Origin of the sequence: Methylobacter luteus IMV-B-3098 (assembly GCF_000427625.1) — a bacterium.
GTDB lineage: Bacteria > Pseudomonadota > Gammaproteobacteria > Methylococcales > Methylomonadaceae > Methylobacter > Methylobacter luteus.
On the sequence record NZ_KE386569.1, the window covers coordinates 489124 to 510681 of the forward strand.

Consider the following 21558-nt stretch of genomic DNA (forward strand, 5'->3'; position numbering starts at 1 on the left):
ATAGAGGTATAAAATATGTCTGCTGTAGTAGCTGAACATGAACATGACGATCATCATGATCACGGCCCTCAGAAGGGGCTTTTAAGATGGATTATTACAACTAACCACAAAGATATCGGCACTTTATATTTAGTGTTTGCACTGGCGATGTTTTTTGTCGGCGGCGCAATGGCAATGATCATTCGTGCTGAACTGTTTGAGCCGGGTATGCAGTTTGTTAATCCCCAGTTCTTCAATTCGATGACTACCATGCATGCTTTGGTGATGGTATTCGGCGCGGTTATGCCCGCGTTCGTAGGCTTGGCCAACTGGATGATTCCAATGATGATTGGTGCACCGGATATGGCATTGCCCCGTATGAACAACATGAGCTTCTGGATGCTCGTAGCTGGTGTTCTACTTCTGGCCAGCACCTTGTTCATGGAAGGCGGCGCGCCTGCAGCCGGTTGGACGTTGTATCCACCATTGGTATTGCAGACCGGTTCCGCATTGCCTTTCGCGATTTTCTCGGTGCATTTGCTGGGTATTTCGTCCATCATGGGGGCTATTAACATTATCGCGACTATTTTCAATATGCGCGCCCCAGCCATGACGCTGATGAAAATGCCGTTGTTTGTCTGGACCTGGCTGATTACCGCTTTCCTGTTGATTGCTATCATGCCGGTTTTCGCCGGTGCGGTAACCATGCTGTTGACGGACCGCTTTTTTGATACCAGTTTCTTTGATGCAGCTGGCGGCGGCGACCCGGTTCTTTATCAGCATATCTTCTGGTTTTTTGGTCATCCTGAAGTTTATGTCATGATTTTGCCCACTTTCGGCGTGGCTTCTACTATTATCCCGGTATTTGCCCGTAAACCTTTGTTCGGTTACAGCTCAATGGTTTATGCAACTGCATCGATTGCCTTTCTGTCATTCATCGTGTGGGCTCACCACATGTTTACAGTCGGCATGCCAATTGCAGGCGAGTTGTACTTCATGTATGCAACCATGCTGATTGCGATTCCGACTGGCGTTAAGGTTTTCAACTGGACGGCCACCATGTGGAAAGGGTCAATGACGTTTGAAACGCCGATGCTGTTCTCGATCGCTTTTGTCGTACTGTTTACCATGGGCGGCTTTACTGGACTGATGATGTCTATAGCGCCTTCTGACTTCCAGTACCACGATACTTATTTCATCGTTGCCCACTTTCACTACACGCTGGTTCCGGCTTCTGTCTTTATTTTGATGGCGGCGGGCTATTATTGGCTGCCTAAATGGACCGGTAATATGTACAACGAGAGAATCGGCAGATTGCACTTCTGGTTGTCTGTTATATCAGTCAATGTTCTGTTCTTTCCTCAGCATTTCTTAGGTCTGGCAGGCATGCCGCGCAGAATTCCTGATTATGCGGTTCAATTTGCTGACTGGAACATGATTTCAAGTATTGGTGGCTTCATCTTCGGAGTCAGCCAGTTGCTGTTCTTGTGGATCGTGATTGATACCATTAAAGGCGGCACTGGTATAAAAGCAACAGATGAAGTGTGGGAAGATGCACATAAACATGGCCTGGAATGGACTTTGCCATCGCCTCCGCCATATCATACTTTTACAACACCTCCAGCCTCTGTGCCGACTGAACATATCTAAGATATTCAATACCCACTGCTTCAAGTGAAGCAGTGGAGCTAGATTATGTTCATCAAGGTGTAATTTAGATATATTGTCTGAATAACAGGCAATGTATCAGGTGAAATATGGATACAAAAAAGAAGAATATTTTGACAGCAGTGGTTCTAATTATCATAGCGGTCATTATTTATGTTTTTGCGGTAATAAGAGCAGTTTCTCAATGAAAGAAGACATTACGCAAAAGAACGCTAAGTTAGTTGTCACATTAGTGTTTGTTGTATTGGGTATGTTTGGTTTTGGCTATGCGCTAGTTCCTCTTTATGACGTGTTATGCGATATCACAGGAATCAATGGCAAAGTTGAAGGCGCAGCAGTCAAGGAAGCGAGTTATGAAATTGATAAAAGTAGAGAAATTACCGTAGAATTCATGGCTGCGTTGAATGAATCGACACCGATGGTATTCCGCCCGGAAACAAAGAAGTTAAAAATTCATCCGGGCGAATACCATACAGTGAATTTCTACGCAGAAAACATGACTGATAAGGCGATGGTAGCCCGGGCAATTCCAAGTATTTCGCCAGGACCTGCTGCTGAATATTTTAAAAAAATAGAGTGTTTCTGTTTTTCAGAACAGACGTTCAAGGCGCGGGAAGGCAAAACCATGCCCGTGCGTTTTGTTGTGAACCCTGAGTTACCTGAAAAATATAGAACAATTACACTCGCATATACATTTTTCGATAATACTGAAACATCAGTAAAAAAATAATAGGGGACGGTCATGTCTACAAATCACTCTTACTACATTCCGCATAAGGCTACCTGGCCGGTTATTGGTACTGCCGGTTTAATGATGATGCTGGCGGGTTTTGCGAACCATTTAAATGGTTCATCCATGGGTTCAGCCTGGATGATTATGGGCCTGGTTGTTTTTATTATCATGCTGACCGGATGGTTTACCTTACAAGCTGGTGAAAGCGAATCCGGCATGTACAATACTCAGGTAGGCATTTCCTATCGTATGGGTATGATGTGGTTTATCTTTTCAGAGATTATGTTTTTTGGGGTTTTCTTCGGTACGCTTTGGTATACCCGTAATTTATCGGTGCCCTGGCTGGGCGGTGAAGGCACTGGTGCGGCAACTAAAGAACTTCTGTGGCCATCATTTGAAGCTAGCTGGCCGACTAATGGTCCTGCCAATGTCGGTGGTGAGTTCGAGCCAATGGGCGCTTGGGGCCTGCCTTTTCTGAATACCTTGATTCTATTAACCAGCGGTGTAACCTGTACATGGGCGCATCATGGCTTGCTGGCCAAAAAGCGTGATCAATTAATCAAAGGTTTGATCGCGACTGTAGGTTTGGGCTTTTTGTTCGTGGCTTTTCAAGCCTTCGAATATCATGAAGCTTATACTGAAATGGGCTTGACATTAGGTTCCGGTATTTATGGTTCTACTTTCTTTATGTTGACCGGTTTCCACGGTTTCCATGTCTGCGTAGGTGCTATCATTCTGAGCGTTGTGTTGTTCCGTAGCTGGAAAGGTCATTTTAAACCGGAAAATCACTTTGCTTTTGAAGCTGCCGCCTGGTACTGGCATTTTGTTGATGTTGTATGGTTAGGCTTGTTTGTATTCGTTTATTTAATGTAATCTGAAAACAAGGCTGAAAAAAAGCGCTGCCTAAACCGGCAGCGCTTTTTTTTTGTCGGGACGATAGCGATAATTATTTATCAGTTTGTACCGGTTTTTGTCCGTGCATTTGAACACCCAATCCATGAGGTTTAAAGAGACCTGTAGCAAAGGCGATAAAAATAAAAATGAACAAAAGGATTGAAAGAGTAATGCGAAAAGTCAGTGCCCGGACTGTTTTTTCGGATTGTTCCTGATCTTTGTATTTAACCAGATAAAAAAGTGCGGAACCAAGACTGATGATAATCAGGACGAAGGCAATAATAATGATGGCTTTTATAATCATGATGTAGTTATGCAGGCAAGTAAGGTTCTGGTATTCTCGATTATTCAGCTGCCTGTGCCAATAGGTTAAAGTAAAAAAGTATGAATATTAAAATTGGCCGTAGGTCATTGAAGTTCGAAATAATCCCGACAATAGCCTACCTATGTCTATTATCATTGCTGTTGTCATTGGGAGCCTGGCAATTAAGAAGATCGGATGAGAAACAGGCATTTATCAAGCTGGAAGAGCAAAGACTGGCTTCAGGTACGTTGCATTTATCGGCAGATGTCGAAGATGATCTGGATATGTTGAAATACAGGCATGTAACAGTGATCGGCAGTTATGATCAAGCGCATCAGTTTTTGATAGATAATCAAATCAGCGATGGCAAGGTCGGCTATTATGTGCTGACGCCGTTTATATTACAGGGAGAGAACAAGGCAGTATTGATAAACAGGGGATGGGTGCCTTTAAACAAGGACCGGTCAATATTGCCTGACGTGCCTGTTGATGAGCTACAAACAATTATTGCTGGCCGGATTAATAGTTTCCCTAGTGTCGGTATAAAATTGGCCGGCGCCGAGATCCCGACTGATACTTGGCCTTCGGTGGTTCAGCGAGTCGATAGTGGTATTCTGGCTAAAAAGTTAGGCTATCCATTATTCCCATTCCAGATTGAGCTGGATCAAGATTTATCCGGCGGTTTTAAGCGCGAATGGCGTACCGCAACAGTCATGTCTCCGGAGCAACATATTGGGTATGCGGTTCAGTGGTTCGGACTGGCCTTGACACTTACGCTTATATTTATTTGGTACAGTATTAAAAAAGACAATGAATAATCAGCAAAAAAGAAATCGTTTATTAATTCTGGCTATTTTTGGTATGTCTGTCATTCCTTTTTTAATTGCCTGGGGACTAAAAGAAAATCCAGGTCTCTTAAAGGGCAGAACTAATCACGGCGAACTCATAACCCCCGTTATTACAACTGAACGAAGCGATTTAACAGGGTTTGATCAGTTTACAGCGCAGAATATGGATCAACTGCCGGGGCACTGGCTGATCGTCAATGTGATTCCGCATGATGATTGCAATGAAGTATGCCGGGAGGCCCTATATAAAACCAAACAATTGCAGCTAATGATGAGCAAGGATTTGACCAGAACTCGCCGCGTCGCCCTGATTTTTAAGGAAGTGGCGCCGGAAACCGCCGCATTGTGGTGGAAAGAGGACTCGCGCTTATTAAGAATCAAACCCAATGAAGCGCTTATTAAAAAAATCGCTGCCATCAGGCAGGACGGTGTACCCGATGGTATGCTGCTGTTAATGGATCCATTAGGCAATTTAATGATGCAATATGAGCCTGGGTTCGACCCTTACAAAGTAAAAAATGATCTGATGCATCTTCTGAAAATTTCACAAATCGGCTAATAGAAAAATAAAAAATGTTTAGAAAAATAACCCTCTTTAGCGCCGTTTTAGCGTTAATAGTGATCGTATTGGAAGCGTATGTTCGTTTATCGGGAGCGGAGCTTGGCTGTCCTGATTGGCCAGGTTGTTATGGTCAGTTCGTGATTAGTGATGATGCGGATTTTAAATCCCAGGGTGCACAGGCATTTCCCGATAAGCCGCTCGATATTATAAAAGCATGGAAGCAAATGAGTTATCGCTATCTGGCGGCTTTCCTGGGCATATTTATCGTATTGCTGGCTTTGATGTCCTGGCGCCAGAAACAGGCACGCCTGACGGCAGTGGCAACTTCATGGTCTCTGGTGCTCTTGTTCGGACTGCAGGCAGCTTTGGGTCTATGGATTGTCAAAACGCAAGCCATGCCGATTGTCGTAACCGGCCATCTGCTGTTGGGAATGATGATTTTCTGGGTGCTGTCCTGGCTGTATTTGCGGCTAAACCCACTGGTTTCTGTATCAAAATCACGCACAGGCCCTGGAAATTTTGCCCGCTTTGCCATGCTGGTTCTGTTCTTGCAGATTATTTTAGGCGCATGGACCAGTACGAATTACGCTGCATTGGCTTGTACCGGTTTTCCGCAGTGCAACGGATACTGGTGGCCTGAAGCCGATTATCAAGGTGCGCTTAATTTATTCAACGGCTTAATCACAGGTTATAGCGGTGTTCTCTCTTATGATGCACAAGTCGCGGTGCATTGGCTACACAGGGTGGGTGCGCTGGTCAGTTTTATTCTGCTCAGTCTGGTGATGCTGAGCGCTACTTCTGAACGTTATCCGAAACCTGTAAGAAAAGCCGGATTGCTGTTGAGTTTGTTGCTGTTTGTGCAAATTGCTTTGGGCATTGTCAGTGTCAAGCTGGCTATGCCTTTATGGATAGTCGTGACACATAATGCCTTTTCGGCGTTACTGATGCTGCCGCTAATCGTCATTAGTTTTTACAGCAGATACACCCATGCTGAAGCGCCGCAGCCCAGCGCAGTTGTAGCGCCTTCCGGTATTATCGCCGAAGAAATCTATGTCGAGCCGGCGCCCGAGTCTCTTTATTTACGCCTCAAGTCGCAGCTGAAACGTACCCGCTCCGGACTTAGCGAGGTATTGGCCACTATTCCTCTGGGACAAAAAGGAATCGACGAGGACTTGCTGGAAGAAATTGAAGCCCGCTTGTTAATGGCCGATGTCGGTATGGATGCCACGACGGAAATCATCAGGCGATTGACTGAGCGTGTCGAGCGGCATCAGCTGAATGACAGTGCCGCACTGTCATCGGCCCTAAAGCAGGAATTGCTGGCTATGCTTCAACCTTGCAGCCAGCCTTTGGAAATTCCTAAGCAGGATAAGCCTTTTGTCATTCTGGTGGTTGGTGTTAACGGCGCCGGTAAAACCACAACCATTGGTAAACTGGCCAAGCGTCTGCAAGCTCAAGGCTACAGCGTCATGCTGGCGGCCGGCGATACGTTCAGAGCGGCGGCCGTCGAGCAGCTGCAAACCTGGGGTGAGCGTAATAATATTCATGTGGTGGCTCAGCATACCGGCGCTGACTCCGCATCGGTTATTTATGATGGCGTCCAGTCCGCGCAGGCAAAAGGGATTGATGTGTTGATTGCCGATACAGCAGGCCGATTGCATACGAAATCAAACTTGATGGACGAATTGAAAAAAGTAAAAAGAATCATGGGCAAACTGGATGATACAGCGCCCCATGAAGTATTATTGGTACTAGATGCCGGTACAGGTCAAAACGCATTATCCCAGGCCAAGCTGTTTAATGAAGCCGTTGCCTTAACCGGATTGGTATTGACCAAATTGGACGGTACGGCAAAAGGTGGTGTCATTTTCGCTCTGGCCAAACAGTCCGGCATTCCCATCCGTTATATAGGCATAGGCGAAGGCATCGACGATCTGCAGGACTTTAACGCAGAAACTTTTGTAGACGCATTATTTGTCAAAGACTGAAAACCGATATGTTAAAGTTCGATAAAGTCAGCAAGCGCTATCCTGAGACCGGAGATGTGTTGCGCAATGTCAGTTTTCATTTGCAGCACGGCGAGATGGCTTTTCTAACCGGCCATTCGGGGGCCGGCAAAAGTACCTTATTGAAGTTGATTGCGGTCATCGAGCGCTGCAGCCGCGGACAAATTTTATTGGACGGACACAACGTCAATCAGGCAAAGGAAAGTCAGATCCCCTACCTAAGAAGAAAAATAGGTCTGATTTTTCAGGATTATAAGCTGTTACAGGACAGGACAGTTTTTGATAACGTGGCGCTGCCGTTGCTGATTGCGGGCTATGGACACCATGAAGTTCCCCGTAGGGTGCGCGCGGCGTTGGATAAGGTAGGCTTGCTAGGCAAGGAAAGAAAATACCCGCTGGCTTTGTCCGGCGGCGAACAGCAGCGGGTCGGGATCGCCAGAGCTGTCGTCAATAAGCCGCCGATGATTTTAGCCGATGAGCCAACCGGGAATCTGGATCCGGAACTGTCAGCAGAAATCATGCATTTGTTTGAGCAGTTTCAACAGGTCGGCGTCACCGTATTGATTGCATCGCATGATATCTCATTAATCAACCAAATGAATTATCGCGTTTTAAAACTGGATCATGGGCAACTGGTTGCGGGCTAAACAATGAAGCGCAGAAGAAATAAAGCTAGCTTTCCAAGTATCTTGATGATGATTTTCAGAAGTCTATATGATGCTCGGGAAAAAAAAATACCCGCAAGACCCCACAGACATCATCCAACCAATAAAACGGCAACGCAAACCAGACCGGATGGTCCGAAAACCAGAGTCTCGGGCGGCGATTTCAGGGATAAATTGCACGCCTATCTTGACTTGCATGCCCATGCACTCTTTTCCAGTCTCGGACGTTTGGTGGATTCGCCGTATACGTCCATCATGACCATAACCGTGCTGGCTATTGCCATTTCACTGGCCAGCGTTTTTTATATTACAGTAGCGAATCTTCAACAGTTGTCCGGTAATTTGGAGGCAAGCAATCAAATATCGTTGTTTCTGCGTGATGATGTCTCCGATGCAAGCGCTAAAAAGTTTGCAGAAAGCATAAGGCAGAATCCGGTTATTCAGGAAGTCAAATTAATTACTAAAAACCAGGCTTTGGAAGAGTTTCGGACATACAGTGGTTTCGGCGAGGCTGTTACTGCGCTGGAAAAAAATCCGCTGCCTATCGTCATTCAGGTTTTACCGAAAAATACTCTTGAAAATGGAGGGGAACTTGAGAAGTTGCTTAATTCATTTAAACAGGCCGTTGAAGTCGATTTTGCCCAAGTGGATATGCAGTGGGTCAAGCGTCTGCAATCTTTCATGGAATTAGCGCGGCGCACCGGCTCTGCATTAAGTTTGTTGCTGGGAATCGCCGTATTGTTTGTTGCCGGAAATACCATACGATTGGAATTGCATAACCGTCGGGAGGAAGTCGAGATTGCCAAATTGGTAGGCGCTACTAACAGCTTTATTCAACGGCCGTTTTTATACAGTGGATTTTGGCTTGGCTTTTTTGCAGGCGTGGCGGCATGGTTTATCGTTGCCGTGATGATGCTGATTGTGAAACACCCTATCGAGGAACTTTCCGGCTTGTATGAAGGGGATTTTCATTTGCTGTTTTTGAGTTATTCGGAGACCTTCGCGCTGCTGTTTATCTCCTCATTACTAGGCATAGTGGGTTCGTGGGCTGTGCTTAGTTACCAGCTCCAACAGCTGAAGCCCGAGTAGAACAGTGGAACTTAGAAAATTATTAGCACTCTTAAAAGCGGAGTGCTAGAATTCGATTTAAGTTTTTTACTAAGGGGATACCATGAGTAGTGCATTAGCTTTACCCGTTAATTTGTCAGTCGGAACATTTGACGCTTACTTGAATCTTGTCAGGCAGATGCCTAGATTGACTGCTGATCAAGAACGTGAATTAGCCTTGAGATTTAGAGATCACGGCGACTTGGAAGCGGCTCGGGAATTGGTGATGTCCAACTTGCGTTTTGTCGTTCACGTTGCGAGAGGCTACAGCGGTTATGGCCTGCCCATGCCGGATATTATTCAGGAAGGCAACATCGGATTGATGAAAGCTGTGAAGCGTTTTGACCCTGATGTTGGCGTGCGACTGGTTTCTTTTGCAGTGCATTGGATCAAAGCCGAAATTCACGAGTACGTCATCAAGAACTGGCGTATCGTAAAAGTTGCGACAACAAAGGCGCAACGGAAGCTGTTCTTCAATCTGCGCAAATCCAAAGCGAATCTGGGCTGGCTGTCCAATGACGAAGCAACGGCCATTGCCAAGGATCTGGATGTCGATGTCGATACCGTTTATGAAATGGAGAAACGCCTGGATAGCAGGGATATGGCTTTTGATATGCCCAGCGATGAATCCGAGGAAGAAAACTATATAGCGCCTGTGAACTATCTTCAGCAACACGGTACTGACCCGGCTTTATTGCTTGAAAATGAAGATTGGGGAGGGCATGAGCAGAATTTATTATCCGAAGCTTTGTCGGAGTTGGATGAGCGCAGCCTGGACATTCTTTCCAGCCGCTGGCTGGCGGATAAAAAAGCCACCTTGCACGAGCTGGCCGAGCGTTACAATGTGTCTGCTGAAAGAATCAGGCAGTTGGAACAAAATGCCATGAAAAAATTGCGGGCAGCGGTTGTGCTTGAAGCCTGATCGTTTCATCATGTTGAACAAAAAAGGCTTGGCGGTTTAACCGCCAAGCCTTTTTTATTTGTTCGCTTTGAATCAATCGTAGCAATCAGCGCAGGAATGATAATCAACGAAATATCAAGAACTGGGCGAGAACATCTTTCATCTTCAGGCGGGTTTGAGTATGTCCAGAATAGCCTGGGCCTGCTCGGTAACCTCACGGCCTAGGCTGGTCAGATAACCGCCGTCTTTCTGCGAGATAAGACCTTTATCGTATAAGCGCCGGGTGGCGTTAATGGTTTCCGGCGTCGCTGTCTTGTGAACCTTAATGCCTTCTTGTGTGGTAGTGAGGTTGTAACGGACCAGTATGTTTAGTTCCTCTACAATATCTTGCGTATAAGGCATGGTGAATCCTCGTGAGTTATTTTATGAGCCGATAGCATAATGCTTTTCGAGGCAAAGCGCGTATTTTTTACGGTTAAAGGTTCAGGCAGGTGATTTCGGTTTCCGGCACGACGGGCTGTGGCCCTGTTTTTCGCAGAGCTGATAACTTAACTGTGCGGCCCAGTATTGATAGGCCAGCGCAATATCATCCCAACCATTGAATATGCCAATTAATGTTTTGCCGCCTGCCCGGCTGTCGGCCGAAGCCATGAGTAATTCACCGGTTTGCGAATCGGTTATTTTGCCTTCAACACTGGCTTTGCCTATATAGGATTCCGTATCTGCGTCGGTGATGGCAAACTGGATACGCAACGTATCGGGACCGGGTTTGGTGACTAATTTGAAATCCGTTTTCAAAGCTTCGCGGATTCGATAATCAAACAGTTCCTTAAGCCGGTAATTATCGGCATGGGGCAATTCATTGAGTTTTGAATCGGGGGTTTTGCGGATAGCGACAGGATCAACAATCACTTTTTTATAAAAAGCCCAGTCCGTCCCGCTTTTCCAGTAACTCAGCAGGGCCTCACCTTGCTGACCTCCTTTAAGTAGCGAATAGTCATCCAGGAAATTAGACGTTTCTATATGTTCTGTCTGATAGGCTCTGCCACAACCGGTGCTCAATAAGACAAGAGCAATGAATGCGACGCGAATAAATATGGGCATAAAATACAGTTATCCAAGCTGATATTGAAATTCAGCTTATAAGTGTAGTGCATATTCACCGGATAGGTAGAATAGCCGAAAACGTTTTTTACTTGATCATTTTGAAAGGCGGAAAAACCTGCCCGAAGAAGAACCCAGGCAGGTTTGGTGTTCATTTTGAGGAAGGGGATTGTTAGCGGCCGCTCATGCCGTTGCCAATATAGGCCCCTGCGGCTGCACCGAGGCCGGAAGCGACGGGGTCACCTTTGCCGAGCTCATAGCCTAAAGCACTGCCTACCGCGCCTCCTACCAGTCCTTGAGTGGACCGTTGATCAGGACTTGAATACCGAGGCTGGGGCGGGGGCGGCGGTGCTGGATAATATCTGGCTTCAGGCTCGTGGTAATAGTGTCTCTCCACCACTACCTCACGGTGTTTATGGTGGCCTCGGCCATGTTTCTTGCCATGGCCACCGGACGCGTAAGAGGGCGAGGAATACACCGCTACAAGCGCAGCCAATTGAATTAAAAAAAGCAACTTTTTCATAGAATCCTTCTCAATAAATGATTTAGTTTAGAGCAGGGGCGTTAACCAGTACGGTTGCAGTCATAGGTTTTTGAGAAATAGTAGGCCGCTAAACCTTAATGGATGCTTAACAAATGCTGCCAAGGTGTGATTTGATGTTGAAGTGGATAAAAATCAAATAGCGATATAAGGCTGCTATAACGACTGGCATATTATCTTCGCATTCTTTTCAATGGCCACTTCTATCACATCAAACTACAGCTGAACCTTGGAAGTATAGTTCTTCTTGTTTTTTATTCAAAAAACAAAATAATTAATTGCCACAACAAATTATTGTAACGCTTATAATGATGATAATTTGTGATTAAATTATTATTTTTTAGTGGCATATCAATAAATGGAAAATTTCATCCCCGGTCAGCGCTGGATCAGCAATACCGAGTCAGAACTCGGTTTAGGGCTTATTCTCGAGGTAACAGGCAATCGTGTCACCGTACTTTTTTTAGCCAGTGACGAAAGACGTGTTTATGCACGCGATAACGCACCATTAACCCGTGTCCGGTTTTCATCGGGCGACCAGATTGAATCGATAGACGAGATCAAGTTGAAGGTAATCAGATTAGTCGAACAGAATGGTTTGATTACCTATATCGCTAAAAATGAGTCCGGGCAGGAAGTTCGCCTGGATGAAGTGGAACTAAATCACCATATCCAATTTAACAAACCTCAGGATCGATTGTTTACGGGGCAAATCGATCCCAGCGCCTGGTTTCAGCTGCGTTACGAAACCTGGCGCAGATTGCAGCAGCACCAACAATCGCCTGTTAAAGGTTTGCTCGGCGGGCGGACTTCGCTGATTCCTCATCAGTTGTTTATCGCTCAGGAGGCGGCTAACCGTTCCGTGCCAAGAATCATGCTGGCTGACGAAGTGGGTTTAGGCAAAACTATCGAGGCCGGCCTGATCCTGCATCACCGGCTGATCAATGGGCTGAGTAACCGGGTCCTGATTATGGTGCCGGAAAGCTTGCTGCATCAATGGCTGGTTGAAATGCTCAGGCGTTTCAATCTGCGGTTCAGCATTTTTGATGAGGAACGTTGTCTTGAAACGCAGGGCGATAACCCGTTTTCAACCGAACAGCTGGTGCTGTGCAGCCAGAACTTTTTCGCCGCCTATCCACGCCGCCAGCAGCAGGCGCTACAGGTGGCTTGGGATATGGTGATCGTCGATGAGGCGCATCATCTAGAATGGAGCGAGGATGCGCCCAGTCCCGAATACCTGTTCGTCGAGCGTCTGGCTCAGCAGACGCCGGGCCTGATATTGCTGACTGCTACACCGGAGCAGTTGGGCAAGGAGAGCCATTTTGCCCGGTTAAGACTGCTGGACCCTGACCGGTTCTACAGTTTTGCGGCATTCCTCGAAGAAGAGCGACTTTTTGAACCGGTCGCCAACGCGGCCAAGATGTTGCTGGCTGGAAAACCGCTGGATGCCACCGCCACAGCCTCGTTGTGTACATTGCTTAAAAACGACAATGTGGAAACCTTGCTGCAAAATCTGAACGATGCCGTCAAAGCGCCGGCGGCGCGCGGTGAATTGATCAAGATATTGCTGGATCATCACGGCACGGGCCGCATCCTGTTCAGAAATTCCCGGCAAACGGTGCAGGGCTTTCCTGAACGGGAACGCTACGGCTATGCGTTAACCGGACAACCTAATAGTGATGATCTGCAACAAGACCCGCGCTATATCTGGCTGGTCGATAAAATCAAGCAACTGACCGGCCAGAAAGCTCTGCTGATCTGCAAGCATGCGCAAACGGCGATAGACCTTGAACAAACCCTGAGAAATCGCGCCGGTATTGCCTCGGCGGTTTTCCATGAAGGCATGTCGATTATCGAGCGCGACCGCGCCGCCGCCTATTTTGCCGATCAGGAAAGCACCGCGCGGCTGCTGATCTGCTCTGAAATCGGCAGCGAAGGCCGCAACTTCCAGTTCGTCCATCACCTGATTCTGTTTGATTTGCCGACCAATCCCGATTTACTGCAACAACGCATCGGGCGGCTTGACCGTATCGGCCAGAAGCATGTGATCCAGATTCATGTGCCTTATCTGGAAAATACCGAGCAGCATCGGCTGTATCGCTGGTATGACGAAGGGCTGAACGCCTTCCGCAGCAATTGTTCGGCCGCCCAGCCGGTCGCCGACAGGCTGCACGACGAACTGACCGCTTTTCTACAGACCGAAAATCAGGCCGAGATAGGCGCGTTTATCAATAAAACGAAAGCCCTGACGGCGGAAATCGAAATCGAATTGCACAACGGACGTGATCAACTGCTGGAGTTGAATTCCTGCCGCAAGGAGCAGGCCCAGGCCATGATCGACCAGATCAAGGTTTATGAGCATGAAGGCGTGCTTTGGCCCTATATGGAAGATGTGTTTGAGTGTTACGGCGTTGACACCGAGTTTCATTCGCCGGATTGTTTCATTCTCAGGCCCAGCGAGCATTTACGGCTTGCCCATTTTCCTGGCCTGCTCGAAGACGGCGTCACCGTAACCATTGATCGGGCCTGTGCGCTGGCGCGCGAAGACATGCTGTTCATGACCTGGGAACATCCGATGGTAACGGGGGCCATGGATCTGGTGTTGTCCAGCGAAACCGGCAATGCCGCGATCAGCGTGGTCAAACACCGCGATCTTAAAGCCGGGCAGTTTTTGCTGGAGTGCCTGTTTATTGTCGAATGCAGTGCGCCTGCCGAATTACAAGTCGGCCGTTTCCTGCCGGCCACGCCGATTCGGGTACTGATTGATCAAAATATCAAAGACTTGAGTGACACCGTAGGGCACCGCAGCCTGGTTGAGACAGGAACTACTTTCGATAAGCAGAAAATAGTGGCGTTTATAAACGGTCAGCGCCAGCATCTGGTCAAGATGCTGGACAAGGCCGAGCAAAAAGCCAATGCCGACATGCAGGTGCTGATCGCCGATGCGACCAAGGCCATGCTGGATTCATTGACCGGTGAGATAAAACGTTTGGCCAGACTGAAAAAAGTCAATCCGACCATTAAAGAGGAAGAAATCGAGCTGTTAAAGGATAGAACGATGCTGCTGCATGAAAATATTCAGGTGGCGCAATTGAGGCTTGATGCCGTGCGGTTTGTTATCACCAGCTAAGGCATGTGCATGAAATAATTTTGAGCCTGTGGGGGGGCTTAGCCAGCCGCTCCCCATTAAAGCTGATTTCATTCGCAATCGGGAAACTATTTTTAACCAAATCCTTGATTTCTTGACAAACGCTGAGCATAGCGCCTAACTGTATCTTATGAACGAACCATCCTCTACAGATTTATCGAGTATTTATTCATGATCAACATCGGCAAAATCAACAAGCTGAAAGTCGTTAAACAGCTGGGCTACGAGATTTATCTCGATAGCGGAACCTCCAGGAAGATTCTGCTGGCCGATAAAAAACTGCCGGTCAACTGCCAGGTGGGCGATACGTTGGACGTATTCGTCTATGTCGATTCGGAAGGCCATCTGGCCGCGACGATGCAAAAGCCTCTGGCGCAGGTGGATGATGTAGCCTGGCTGAAAGTGGTGTCGGTCAATTACGTCGGCGCTTTTCTGGACTGGGGACTGCCCAAGAATCTGCTTGTTCCATTCAGTGAACAGCATCATGAAATGGAAGTCGGCAAGTCCTATCTGGTCAAATTATTTCTGGATGATAAAGGGCGCATTGCCGCGACGACCAAACTGGACGAATGGTTGGAGGAAGAATCGGTCTATTTCAAAACAGGCCAGAAAGTGTCGCTGATCATCGCCGATAAAACCGACCTGGGCTATAAAGCTGTCGTCAACAATAGCCATTGGGGACTGCTGTATAAAAACGAAGTATTCCAGCCTCTCAGAAAAGGGCAGAAGCTGGAGGGTTACATCAAGCAGATCAGGGACGACAAAAAAATTGATCTGATGCTGCATGAGCCCGGTTACGGCAAAGTCGAATCGCTGACCGATAAAATTCTGTCCAGGCTGAAGCAAAACGACGGCTATTTGAATCTGAGCGATAAAAGCCCGCCAGAAGCCATTTATGAGGCATTCGGAGTCAGTAAGAAAGTCTTCAAGCAGGCCATTGGTGCTTTGTACAAGAAGCAGCTTATCCGCATTGAAACAGACGGGATCAGGTTGGTCTGACACGCTTTCAGGCCCCGGTTTTTCTTAAGCGATTTAAATGCGATTGCGCCAGCAAATATAAGTTCAAGTTTTTCGAATTTTCAACGCCGGTATCGGTCAGATTTTCAAAAGTAAATAAAAGATAGGCTTCGACGCAATTATAAAAAGTTATTGCACTGGTTCAGTACGATACTAAAAACGACAAACTCAAATGGTGGTAACCATTATGAATGGAAGGTTTTTTATCGAAAACAAGGATCGCCAGCATTGGTTGATAATACGCCAGTGCATTTTTATATGGGTGTTGCTGACACTGGTGCTGGCTGTCGTTTTTGGGATCGTCAATATAATCCACGAAGAATCGGCACTGGCCTTCATGCGTGACGAAGGACGGCAGACTGTCAAGATCGCAAGCCAAACCGTCGCTGAAGAATTGAGCATATTGCACGGCGATATTCTTTATCTGAGGGATCAGCCAGTGCTGCATGACTGGCTTCAAATCAAATCTCCCAAGATCTGGCGGCGTTTAGGCGATGATTTGCTGGTCTTCGTCAAATACCGCAAACTTTATGACCAGATCCGGTTTCTGGATGAAAAAGGGCAGGAACGAGTGCGCATCAGCTGGAACCAGGGACAGCCAGTGATCGTACCGGCTAGGGAATTGCAGGACAGGTCCGATCTTTATTTTGTGGAGCGGGCGCTCGCCCTGAAAAAGGACGAAATCTATATTTCCTCATTCGATCTCAGCATCGAACGCAATACGATTGAGCAGCCGATAAAGCCCGTGATCCGCTTCGGAACACCGGTGTTTGACCGGCAGGGAGAAAAACGCGGCATCATTCTGCTGAACTATCGAGGGCAGCGCCTGATCGACCAGCTCCAGACAATTTCCAGACAAAGTATCTGCAGCCTATGGCTGCTTAATGCCCAAGGTTATTGGCTAATAGGCCGCCATCCTGAAGATGAATGGGGCTTCATGTATCCGGAACGCACGAACAAGCTCTTTGCAAACGACTATGGCGATGCGTGGACATCTATGGTCGAGCACCCCGAGCGACAGCAATTCATGGTTAACGGCGATTTGTTCACCTACGGCGCAATCTCGCCGAGTAAGCTGTTTGGAGAAACCGGCAATAGTGTTATTGCCAGCGATGAACGCTGGCTACTGGTCACCCGTGTACCTGCTGAATTGCTTGCCGAGAAATCGGTTGTTTTGGCCCGGGGGCTCGCATTCACCGCCTTAACCTTGTTATTAGGCGTGGTCAGCTGGTTCATTGCCCACTATCGAGTACGGCGACGACAGGCCGAGGAAGATATGAAAGCCAGTGAAGCCCGCTTTCGCGGGCTGGTCGAATCAGCGCCGGATGCCATCGTTATTACCAATCGCGAAGGATGCATTACACTGGTCAATGCGCAGGCCGCGAAATGGTTCGGCTACACGCGCAATGAAATGCTGGGTCAACAGGTCGATCTGCTGGTGCCCGAGCGCTTTCGCGAGCACCATGAAGATTACCGCCAAGCTTATACGGCCAATCCGGTAGTGCGGCCAATGGGAATAGGGCTCTATTTGTACGGCCGCCGAAAGGATGGCAGCGAGTTTCCGGTGGAAATCAACCTGAGCCCGTTCAAGATGGATCAGGAATTGTTCGTAACCAGCATTATCCGCGATATTACAGAGCGCAAGCGGGCGGAACGGGCACAGCTCGAGGCGCACGCCAAATACCAAGAGCTGGTCAACAATCTGCCGGTCGGCGTTTATCGCCAAGCGCCAACGGCGGATGGATCTTTCCTGGAAGTCAACCCGGCCATCGTCGCCATGTTCGAAGCGGAGTCCGCCGGCCAATTGCAGGCGCTCCCCGTCAGGGATCTGTGCCGGGATCAGGACTGCTGGCAAACATTCATAGACAAAATCATGCAACAGGGATTTGTCGGCAATGAAGAGATACAGCTGGTTACCCTGCAAGGGCGCGAGTTTTCAGCCGCCGTCAGCGCCGCCATGAAAAAAGACAGCGCCGGCAATCTTTATTTTGACGGCATCATCGAAGATATCAGCGAACGCAAAAAAATCGAACGGCATATCCAGCAACTGAATACGGCCTTGCACGATCGGGCCATGGTTCTGGAATCGGTCAACCACGAACTCGAAGCCTTCAGTTATTCCGTTTCGCATGACCTGCGCGCGCCGTTGCGCGCCGTGGACGGCTTCAGCCGCATCCTGCTTGACGAATATGCCGACCGCCTCGATGACACAGGCAAAGATCGCCTGAAACGGGTGCGTGCCGCCGCCCAGCACATGGCGGCGTTGATCGATGATTTGCTCAAACTGTCACGCATCACTCGATCCGAACTGAAACGCGAAGACATCGATTTAAGCGCGCTTGCCAACGAAGTGATCGAGGAGTTGCGCAAGCAGGAACCGGACCGCGCTGTAGAGTGTACGGTAGAGCCGGGGCTGATCGTCTGGGGCGATGCCCGATTACTGCGCATCGTGCTGGACAATCTGCTGGGCAATGCCTGGAAGTTCACGAGTAAACGACCCGAGGCGCGGATCGAATTCGGCAGGCAAATGCAGGATGATGAACCGGCCTATTTCGTGCGCGACAATGGCGCCGGCTTCGATATGGCTTATGCCGAAAAACTGTTCGGCGCTTTCCAGCGCCTGCACGATACCAGCGAATTTCCCGGCACCGGCATCGGACTGGCGACCGCGCAACGGATTATTCATAAGCACGGCGGGCGCATTTGGGCCGAAGGTGAGGTCGAACAGGGAGCGACCTTTTATTTTACGCTGGAAGCTCGGGAGGATTTATGAACAAAAAGGTCATTCTTCTGGTGGAAGACAACCCTGACGATGAGGCGCTAACTCTGCACGCCCTTGAGAAAAATAATATTAATCACACGATAGTCGTGGCGCACAATGGCGCCGAGGCACTGGATTATCTGTTCGGCACGGGAGCTTATGCCGGGCGAGATCCCCATGATTTGCCGCTGGTCGTGCTGCTGGATCTGAAATTGCCCAAGATTGATGGTCTCGAAGTGTTGCGCCGCATCCGGGAAGATGAACGCACTCAGTTGCTGCCGGTCGTCTTGCTGACTTCATCGAATGAAGAGGAAGACCGGCTCAAGGGCTACATGCTGGGCGCCAACAGTTATGTCCGCAAGCCGGTCGACTTCGACGAATTTGTGCGGGCGGCAGGCCAGCTCGGGCTGTACTGGATACTGCTCAATGAGCCGCCACCCGACTGACCGGATTTTAGAGCAAGGTGATGATGTTATGCTGAAGCGGGTAGATACCACGCAACCTTTGCGCATACTGATCGTTGAAGACTCCGAAGACGATACGCTGCTGCTGGTGGATCAACTGGAGATAGAGGGAGGCCGGTCTGTCGATTGGCAAAGGGTAGAGACGGAACAGGCTTTAACCGAGGCGCTGCGGCAGCATTGGGATATCGTGCTGTCCGATTATACAATGCCGCACTTCAGCGGCATGCGCGCGCTTGAAGTGGTCAGGCAGCACGACCTCGATCTGCCTTTTATCTTTGTGTCGGGCACGATCGGCGAAAATACGGCCGTGCTGGCGATGAAGTCCGGCGCGCAGGACTATGTTATGAAGGGCAATCTGACGCGCCTCGTGCCGGCCGTGGAGCGCGAACTTGAAGAAGCGCAACTGCGCCGCGAGCGACGTCAGGCCGAGGAGATGCTGCGCAAACTGTCCCTGGTCGTGGAACAGGCGGCCGACAGTGTCGTCATTACCGATCCTGGAGGCCGCATTGAATACGTCAATCCGGCGTTCGAGCGGCTGACCGGCTATACACGCATCGAAGCCGTGGGCAATAAACCTTCATTATTGAAATCCGGCCAGCACGGTCAGGCTTTTTATCAGGCTCTGTGGCAAACGGTACTCAAAGGCGAGATATTCAGAGGCACCTTGATTAACCGTAAAAAGAATGGCGAGCTGTTCTATGAAGAGAAGGTCATCACCCCTCTGAAGGACGAGCAGGGGCGCGTCACTCATTTTGTTTCCACAGGCCGCAATATCACTGAACGCGTCAAGGCCGAAGAAGCGCGCGCCCAGTTGGTCGCCATTCTGGAAGCTACGACCGACCTGGTCGCAATCCTTGATCCCAGCGGCTGTTTGCGTTACCTCAATAATGCCGGCTACCGCTTGCTTGGCCTCGATCCCAAGACGGAGATCAGTAAGGTCTGTCTGAAAGAACTGTTTCCCGAACGTATAACCCATCAATTGGAGAGCGAGGCGTTGCCTATCGCTTATCGGGAAGGCACCTGGTCCGGAGAGACGGCCTTGCGGCGTGTAGACGAAATAGAAGTTCCGGTGTCGCAAGTATTGCTGGCGCATCACGATGCGGCTGGTGAGGTCGAATACCTGTCCACGATTGTCCGGGACATCACCGAGCGCAAGCGCTTCGAGGCCGAATTGCAGCATCAGGCTACTCACGACATTCTGACCGGCTTGCCGAACCGGATTCTGCTGATGGACCGGCTCACCGCGGAACTGGAGCGCGCCCGGCATGTTAATAATTTTGTAGCCGTATTGTTTCTGGATATCGATAATTTCAAACGGATCAATGACAGCCTGGGGCATGCGGTCGGCGATGCCTTGCTCCAGCAGATTTCCGATCGGCTGCAGGCCGCTTTACGCCCTAATGACACGATCGCTCGCCAAGGCGGTGACGAGTTCGCGGTGATAGCAGGCGATCTGCCACGTTCGGAAAACGTGTTGGACGTATTGCGCAAGATTTATGCCGCTTTCGAGCGTCCAATATCACTGGGCAGCCAGGAAACCTACATCACTTTCTGCACCGGTATCGCTATCTATCCGCATGATGGCGCCAGTGTCGAAGAATTATTGCGCAACGCCGGCACGGCCATGTACCGGGCTATCGCGGCGGGCCATAATCAGTACCGCTTCTATGCGCCGGATATGAACGCTCGCAGCCACGAACTGTTGACGCTGGAGACCGATCTGCGCCTGGCCTTGAAACGCAATGAGTTTATTGTCTATTACCAGCCTCAGGTTGAGCTTACCAGCGGCCGCATTGTTGCCATGGAAGCGCTGATCCGCTGGCGGCATCCGCAACGCGGTCTGGTATCGCCGGCCGGCTTCGTGTCAATGCTGGAGGAATCCGGATTGATCATGCAGGCAGGCGAGTGGATCCTAAGCCAGGCTTGCGCCGAATTCAGAGAAATGGGGCTTCATGATGTGCGCATATCCGTCAATGTATCGGCTTCCCAGTTCAACGATCCGGAACTGCTGCATAAGGTGTGCCGGGTTATGAAGCAGGAGTGCATACCCCCGAATGCGCTGGAGCTGGAAATGACCGAGAATATCATCATGCAGGACCCGGCCGCCGCCGCCGAGATTCTGAAGAAGTTACGGGCGCTGGGCGTGCGCATTGCTATCGACGATTTTGGCACAGGCTATTCATCGCTGTCCTACCTAAAGCGCTTTCCGTTGGATGCGCTGAAGATCGACCAGAGCTTTGTGCACGACCTGACCCGCGATGCCAACGATGCGGCCATCGTCGAAACCAGCATCACACTCGGCAAAAAGCTCGGCCTGGAAGTCGTCGCCGAAGGCGTGGAGACCCAAGAGCAGTTCGACTTCCTGCGTGCCCATGACTGCGATCTGGCGCAGGGTTATCATGTCAGCCGTCCTTTGCGCAAGAACGAGATGATCGATTTGCTGCGGGAAGGACGGCATTGGTGAAAGTTATAGGCCAATAAAAATAGCCTATGCAGTGTAGGCCGGGTTGGCGCTTTAGCGGAAACCCGGCATAGGTGACTATGAAAGATTCTTTATAACTGTGAAGCGAATTTATTGATGCCTCTGGGCGGATAAATCCGCCCTCCACAGCCGCAGGGTACGCACTGCGTACCTTTCCAGACTCAGGCTGTATGACTTGAAACCGAGCAATGCGTACAACCGTTAACCTGCCTGAATAATTGGCCGGCTTTTTTCAAGGCGCTGTTGCAATTGCTGATGGCTCCCAGATATTGAATCGTTTCCTTGGCAGGAAGATGAGCGCAATCCGCTTTATGAACCACATGATCCCCATTGCTTTGAGCATTAATTTCAACGTAAAACTCTGCCATTGTAGA

General features: G+C 49.1%; 19 protein-coding genes. 14 read left to right on the forward strand and 5 right to left on the reverse strand.

The genetic code is table 11. The annotated features are described in order from the left end of the window. Positions 1 to 15: 15 nt before the first annotated feature. From ctaD to METLU_RS0104300, 3 genes are all read left to right on the forward strand, one after another. On the forward strand, positions 16 to 1629 hold the full coding sequence (ctaD, locus tag METLU_RS0104285) for a cytochrome c oxidase subunit I (RefSeq protein ID WP_027157152.1): 1614 nt from the start codon (positions 16 to 18) through the stop codon (positions 1627 to 1629). Between the two features lie 202 nt (positions 1630 to 1831). Further along, positions 1832 to 2377 (forward strand): cytochrome c oxidase assembly protein, encoded by a 546-nt coding sequence (locus METLU_RS0104295; protein ID WP_027157153.1) that lies wholly within the window; start codon positions 1832 to 1834, stop codon positions 2375 to 2377. Positions 2378 to 2389: 12 nt separating this feature from the next. Continuing rightward, on the forward strand, positions 2390 to 3253 hold the full coding sequence (locus METLU_RS0104300; protein ID WP_027157154.1) for a cytochrome c oxidase subunit 3: 864 nt from the start codon (positions 2390 to 2392) through the stop codon (positions 3251 to 3253). Positions 3254 to 3326: 73 nt separating this feature from the next. On the opposite strand, the gene METLU_RS0104305 is transcribed toward METLU_RS0104300, so the two are convergent. Further along, positions 3327 to 3578, reverse strand: coding sequence for a twin transmembrane helix small protein (locus tag METLU_RS0104305; protein ID WP_027157155.1), 252 nt, complete (start codon positions 3576 to 3578; stop codon positions 3327 to 3329). Between the two features lie 80 nt (positions 3579 to 3658). Here METLU_RS0104305 and METLU_RS0104310 point away from each other — a divergent pair, with 80 nt between their 5' ends. The 6 genes from METLU_RS0104310 (at position 3659) to rpoH (ending at position 9688) form a co-directional block, all read left to right on the forward strand. After that, complete coding sequence (locus METLU_RS0104310; RefSeq protein ID WP_027157156.1) at positions 3659 to 4396, forward strand: SURF1 family protein; 738 nt, start codon at positions 3659 to 3661, stop codon at positions 4394 to 4396. Next, positions 4389 to 4985: a hypothetical protein gene (locus METLU_RS0104315; protein ID WP_027157157.1), complete on the forward strand. Its 597-nt coding sequence runs from the start codon at positions 4389 to 4391 to the stop codon at positions 4983 to 4985. Before METLU_RS0104310 ends, METLU_RS0104315 begins: the two co-directional genes overlap by 8 nt. A gap of 14 nt (positions 4986 to 4999) precedes the next feature. Next, positions 5000 to 6976 (forward strand): signal recognition particle-docking protein FtsY, encoded by a 1977-nt coding sequence (gene ftsY / locus METLU_RS0104320; RefSeq protein WP_027157158.1) that lies wholly within the window; start codon positions 5000 to 5002, stop codon positions 6974 to 6976. Between the two features lie 8 nt (positions 6977 to 6984). After that, a complete protein-coding gene (ftsE, locus tag METLU_RS0104325) occupies positions 6985 to 7641 on the forward strand; it encodes a cell division ATP-binding protein FtsE (RefSeq protein WP_027157159.1) in 657 nt (218 codons plus the stop codon). Positions 7642 to 7833: 192 nt separating this feature from the next. Further along, positions 7834 to 8748, forward strand: coding sequence for a permease-like cell division protein FtsX (gene ftsX, locus METLU_RS0104330; RefSeq protein WP_331271286.1), 915 nt, complete (start codon positions 7834 to 7836; stop codon positions 8746 to 8748). 82 nt (positions 8749 to 8830) lie between these two features. After that, entirely contained in the window at positions 8831 to 9688 is an 858-nt protein-coding gene (gene rpoH / locus METLU_RS0104335; protein ID WP_027157161.1) for an RNA polymerase sigma factor RpoH, read from the forward strand. Positions 9689 to 9832: 144 nt separating this feature from the next. Here rpoH and METLU_RS0104340 read toward each other — a convergent pair whose 3' ends face one another. The 3 genes from METLU_RS0104340 to METLU_RS0104350 all read right to left on the reverse strand — a co-directional run bounded on the left by METLU_RS0104340 (position 9833) and on the right by METLU_RS0104350 (position 11294). Beyond that, positions 9833 to 10069 carry a TIGR02647 family protein gene (locus tag METLU_RS0104340; protein ID WP_027157162.1) on the reverse strand — a complete coding sequence of 79 codons (237 nt, stop codon included), beginning with the start codon at positions 10067 to 10069 and terminating at the stop codon, positions 9833 to 9835. A gap of 81 nt (positions 10070 to 10150) precedes the next feature. Next, entirely contained in the window at positions 10151 to 10771 is a 621-nt protein-coding gene (locus METLU_RS0104345) for a DUF3313 domain-containing protein (protein WP_027157163.1), read from the reverse strand. A 172-nt stretch (positions 10772 to 10943) separates the two neighbouring features. Beyond that, positions 10944 to 11294, reverse strand: a complete 351-nt coding sequence (locus METLU_RS0104350) for a hypothetical protein (protein ID WP_027157164.1) — start codon at positions 11292 to 11294, stop codon at positions 10944 to 10946. A gap of 376 nt (positions 11295 to 11670) precedes the next feature. Here METLU_RS0104350 and rapA point away from each other — a divergent pair, with 376 nt between their 5' ends. The 5 genes from rapA (at position 11671) to METLU_RS0104375 (ending at position 21166) form a co-directional block, all read left to right on the forward strand. Further along, entirely contained in the window at positions 11671 to 14442 is a 2772-nt protein-coding gene (gene rapA, locus METLU_RS0104355; protein ID WP_027157165.1) for an RNA polymerase-associated protein RapA, read from the forward strand. Positions 14443 to 14631: 189 nt separating this feature from the next. Next, entirely contained in the window at positions 14632 to 15459 is an 828-nt protein-coding gene (locus tag METLU_RS0104360; RefSeq protein ID WP_027157166.1) for a CvfB family protein, read from the forward strand. 205 nt (positions 15460 to 15664) lie between these two features. Then, positions 15665 to 18250 carry a sensor histidine kinase gene (locus METLU_RS0104365; protein ID WP_231383544.1) on the forward strand — a complete coding sequence of 862 codons (2586 nt, stop codon included), beginning with the start codon at positions 15665 to 15667 and terminating at the stop codon, positions 18248 to 18250. After that, positions 18247 to 18684, forward strand: a complete 438-nt coding sequence (locus METLU_RS0104370; protein WP_027157168.1) for a response regulator — start codon at positions 18247 to 18249, stop codon at positions 18682 to 18684. The genes METLU_RS0104365 and METLU_RS0104370 overlap by 4 nt, the downstream gene beginning before the upstream one ends. Next, positions 18665 to 21166 carry an EAL domain-containing protein gene (locus METLU_RS0104375; RefSeq protein ID WP_081679013.1) on the forward strand — a complete coding sequence of 834 codons (2502 nt, stop codon included), beginning with the start codon at positions 18665 to 18667 and terminating at the stop codon, positions 21164 to 21166. Before METLU_RS0104370 ends, METLU_RS0104375 begins: the two co-directional genes overlap by 20 nt. A gap of 179 nt (positions 21167 to 21345) precedes the next feature. Here METLU_RS0104375 and METLU_RS0104380 read toward each other — a convergent pair whose 3' ends face one another. Next, positions 21346 to 21552, reverse strand: coding sequence for a hypothetical protein (locus tag METLU_RS0104380; protein WP_027157170.1), 207 nt, complete (start codon positions 21550 to 21552; stop codon positions 21346 to 21348). Between the last annotated feature and the right edge of the window lie 6 nt (positions 21553 to 21558).

What these genes read in the sequence shown, in the direction of transcription:
- ctaD (WP_027157152.1), top strand. Translation starts at nt 16, where the DNA reads ATGTCTGCTGTAGTAGCTGAACATGAACATGACGATCATCATGATCAC.
- METLU_RS0104295 (WP_027157153.1), top strand. Translation starts at nt 1,832, where the DNA reads ATGAAAGAAGACATTACGCAAAAGAACGCTAAGTTAGTTGTCACATTA.
- METLU_RS0104300 (WP_027157154.1), top strand. Translation starts at nt 2,390, where the DNA reads ATGTCTACAAATCACTCTTACTACATTCCGCATAAGGCTACCTGGCCG.
- METLU_RS0104305 (WP_027157155.1), bottom strand. Translation starts at nt 3,578, where the DNA reads ATGATTATAAAAGCCATCATTATTATTGCCTTCGTCCTGATTATCATC.
- METLU_RS0104310 (WP_027157156.1), top strand. Translation starts at nt 3,659, where the DNA reads ATGAATATTAAAATTGGCCGTAGGTCATTGAAGTTCGAAATAATCCCG.
- METLU_RS0104315 (WP_027157157.1), top strand. Translation starts at nt 4,389, where the DNA reads ATGAATAATCAGCAAAAAAGAAATCGTTTATTAATTCTGGCTATTTTT.
- ftsY (WP_027157158.1), top strand. Translation starts at nt 5,000, where the DNA reads ATGTTTAGAAAAATAACCCTCTTTAGCGCCGTTTTAGCGTTAATAGTG.
- ftsE (WP_027157159.1), top strand. Translation starts at nt 6,985, where the DNA reads ATGTTAAAGTTCGATAAAGTCAGCAAGCGCTATCCTGAGACCGGAGAT.
- rpoH (WP_027157161.1), top strand. Translation starts at nt 8,831, where the DNA reads ATGAGTAGTGCATTAGCTTTACCCGTTAATTTGTCAGTCGGAACATTT.
- METLU_RS0104340 (WP_027157162.1), bottom strand. Translation starts at nt 10,069, where the DNA reads ATGCCTTATACGCAAGATATTGTAGAGGAACTAAACATACTGGTCCGT.
- METLU_RS0104345 (WP_027157163.1), bottom strand. Translation starts at nt 10,771, where the DNA reads ATGCCCATATTTATTCGCGTCGCATTCATTGCTCTTGTCTTATTGAGC.
- METLU_RS0104350 (WP_027157164.1), bottom strand. Translation starts at nt 11,294, where the DNA reads ATGAAAAAGTTGCTTTTTTTAATTCAATTGGCTGCGCTTGTAGCGGTG.
- rapA (WP_027157165.1), top strand. Translation starts at nt 11,671, where the DNA reads ATGGAAAATTTCATCCCCGGTCAGCGCTGGATCAGCAATACCGAGTCA.
- METLU_RS0104360 (WP_027157166.1), top strand. Translation starts at nt 14,632, where the DNA reads ATGATCAACATCGGCAAAATCAACAAGCTGAAAGTCGTTAAACAGCTG.
- METLU_RS0104365 (WP_231383544.1), top strand. Translation starts at nt 15,665, where the DNA reads ATGAATGGAAGGTTTTTTATCGAAAACAAGGATCGCCAGCATTGGTTG.
- METLU_RS0104370 (WP_027157168.1), top strand. Translation starts at nt 18,247, where the DNA reads ATGAACAAAAAGGTCATTCTTCTGGTGGAAGACAACCCTGACGATGAG.
- METLU_RS0104375 (WP_081679013.1), top strand. Translation starts at nt 18,665, where the DNA reads ATGAGCCGCCACCCGACTGACCGGATTTTAGAGCAAGGTGATGATGTT.
- METLU_RS0104380 (WP_027157170.1), bottom strand. Translation starts at nt 21,552, where the DNA reads ATGGCAGAGTTTTACGTTGAAATTAATGCTCAAAGCAATGGGGATCAT.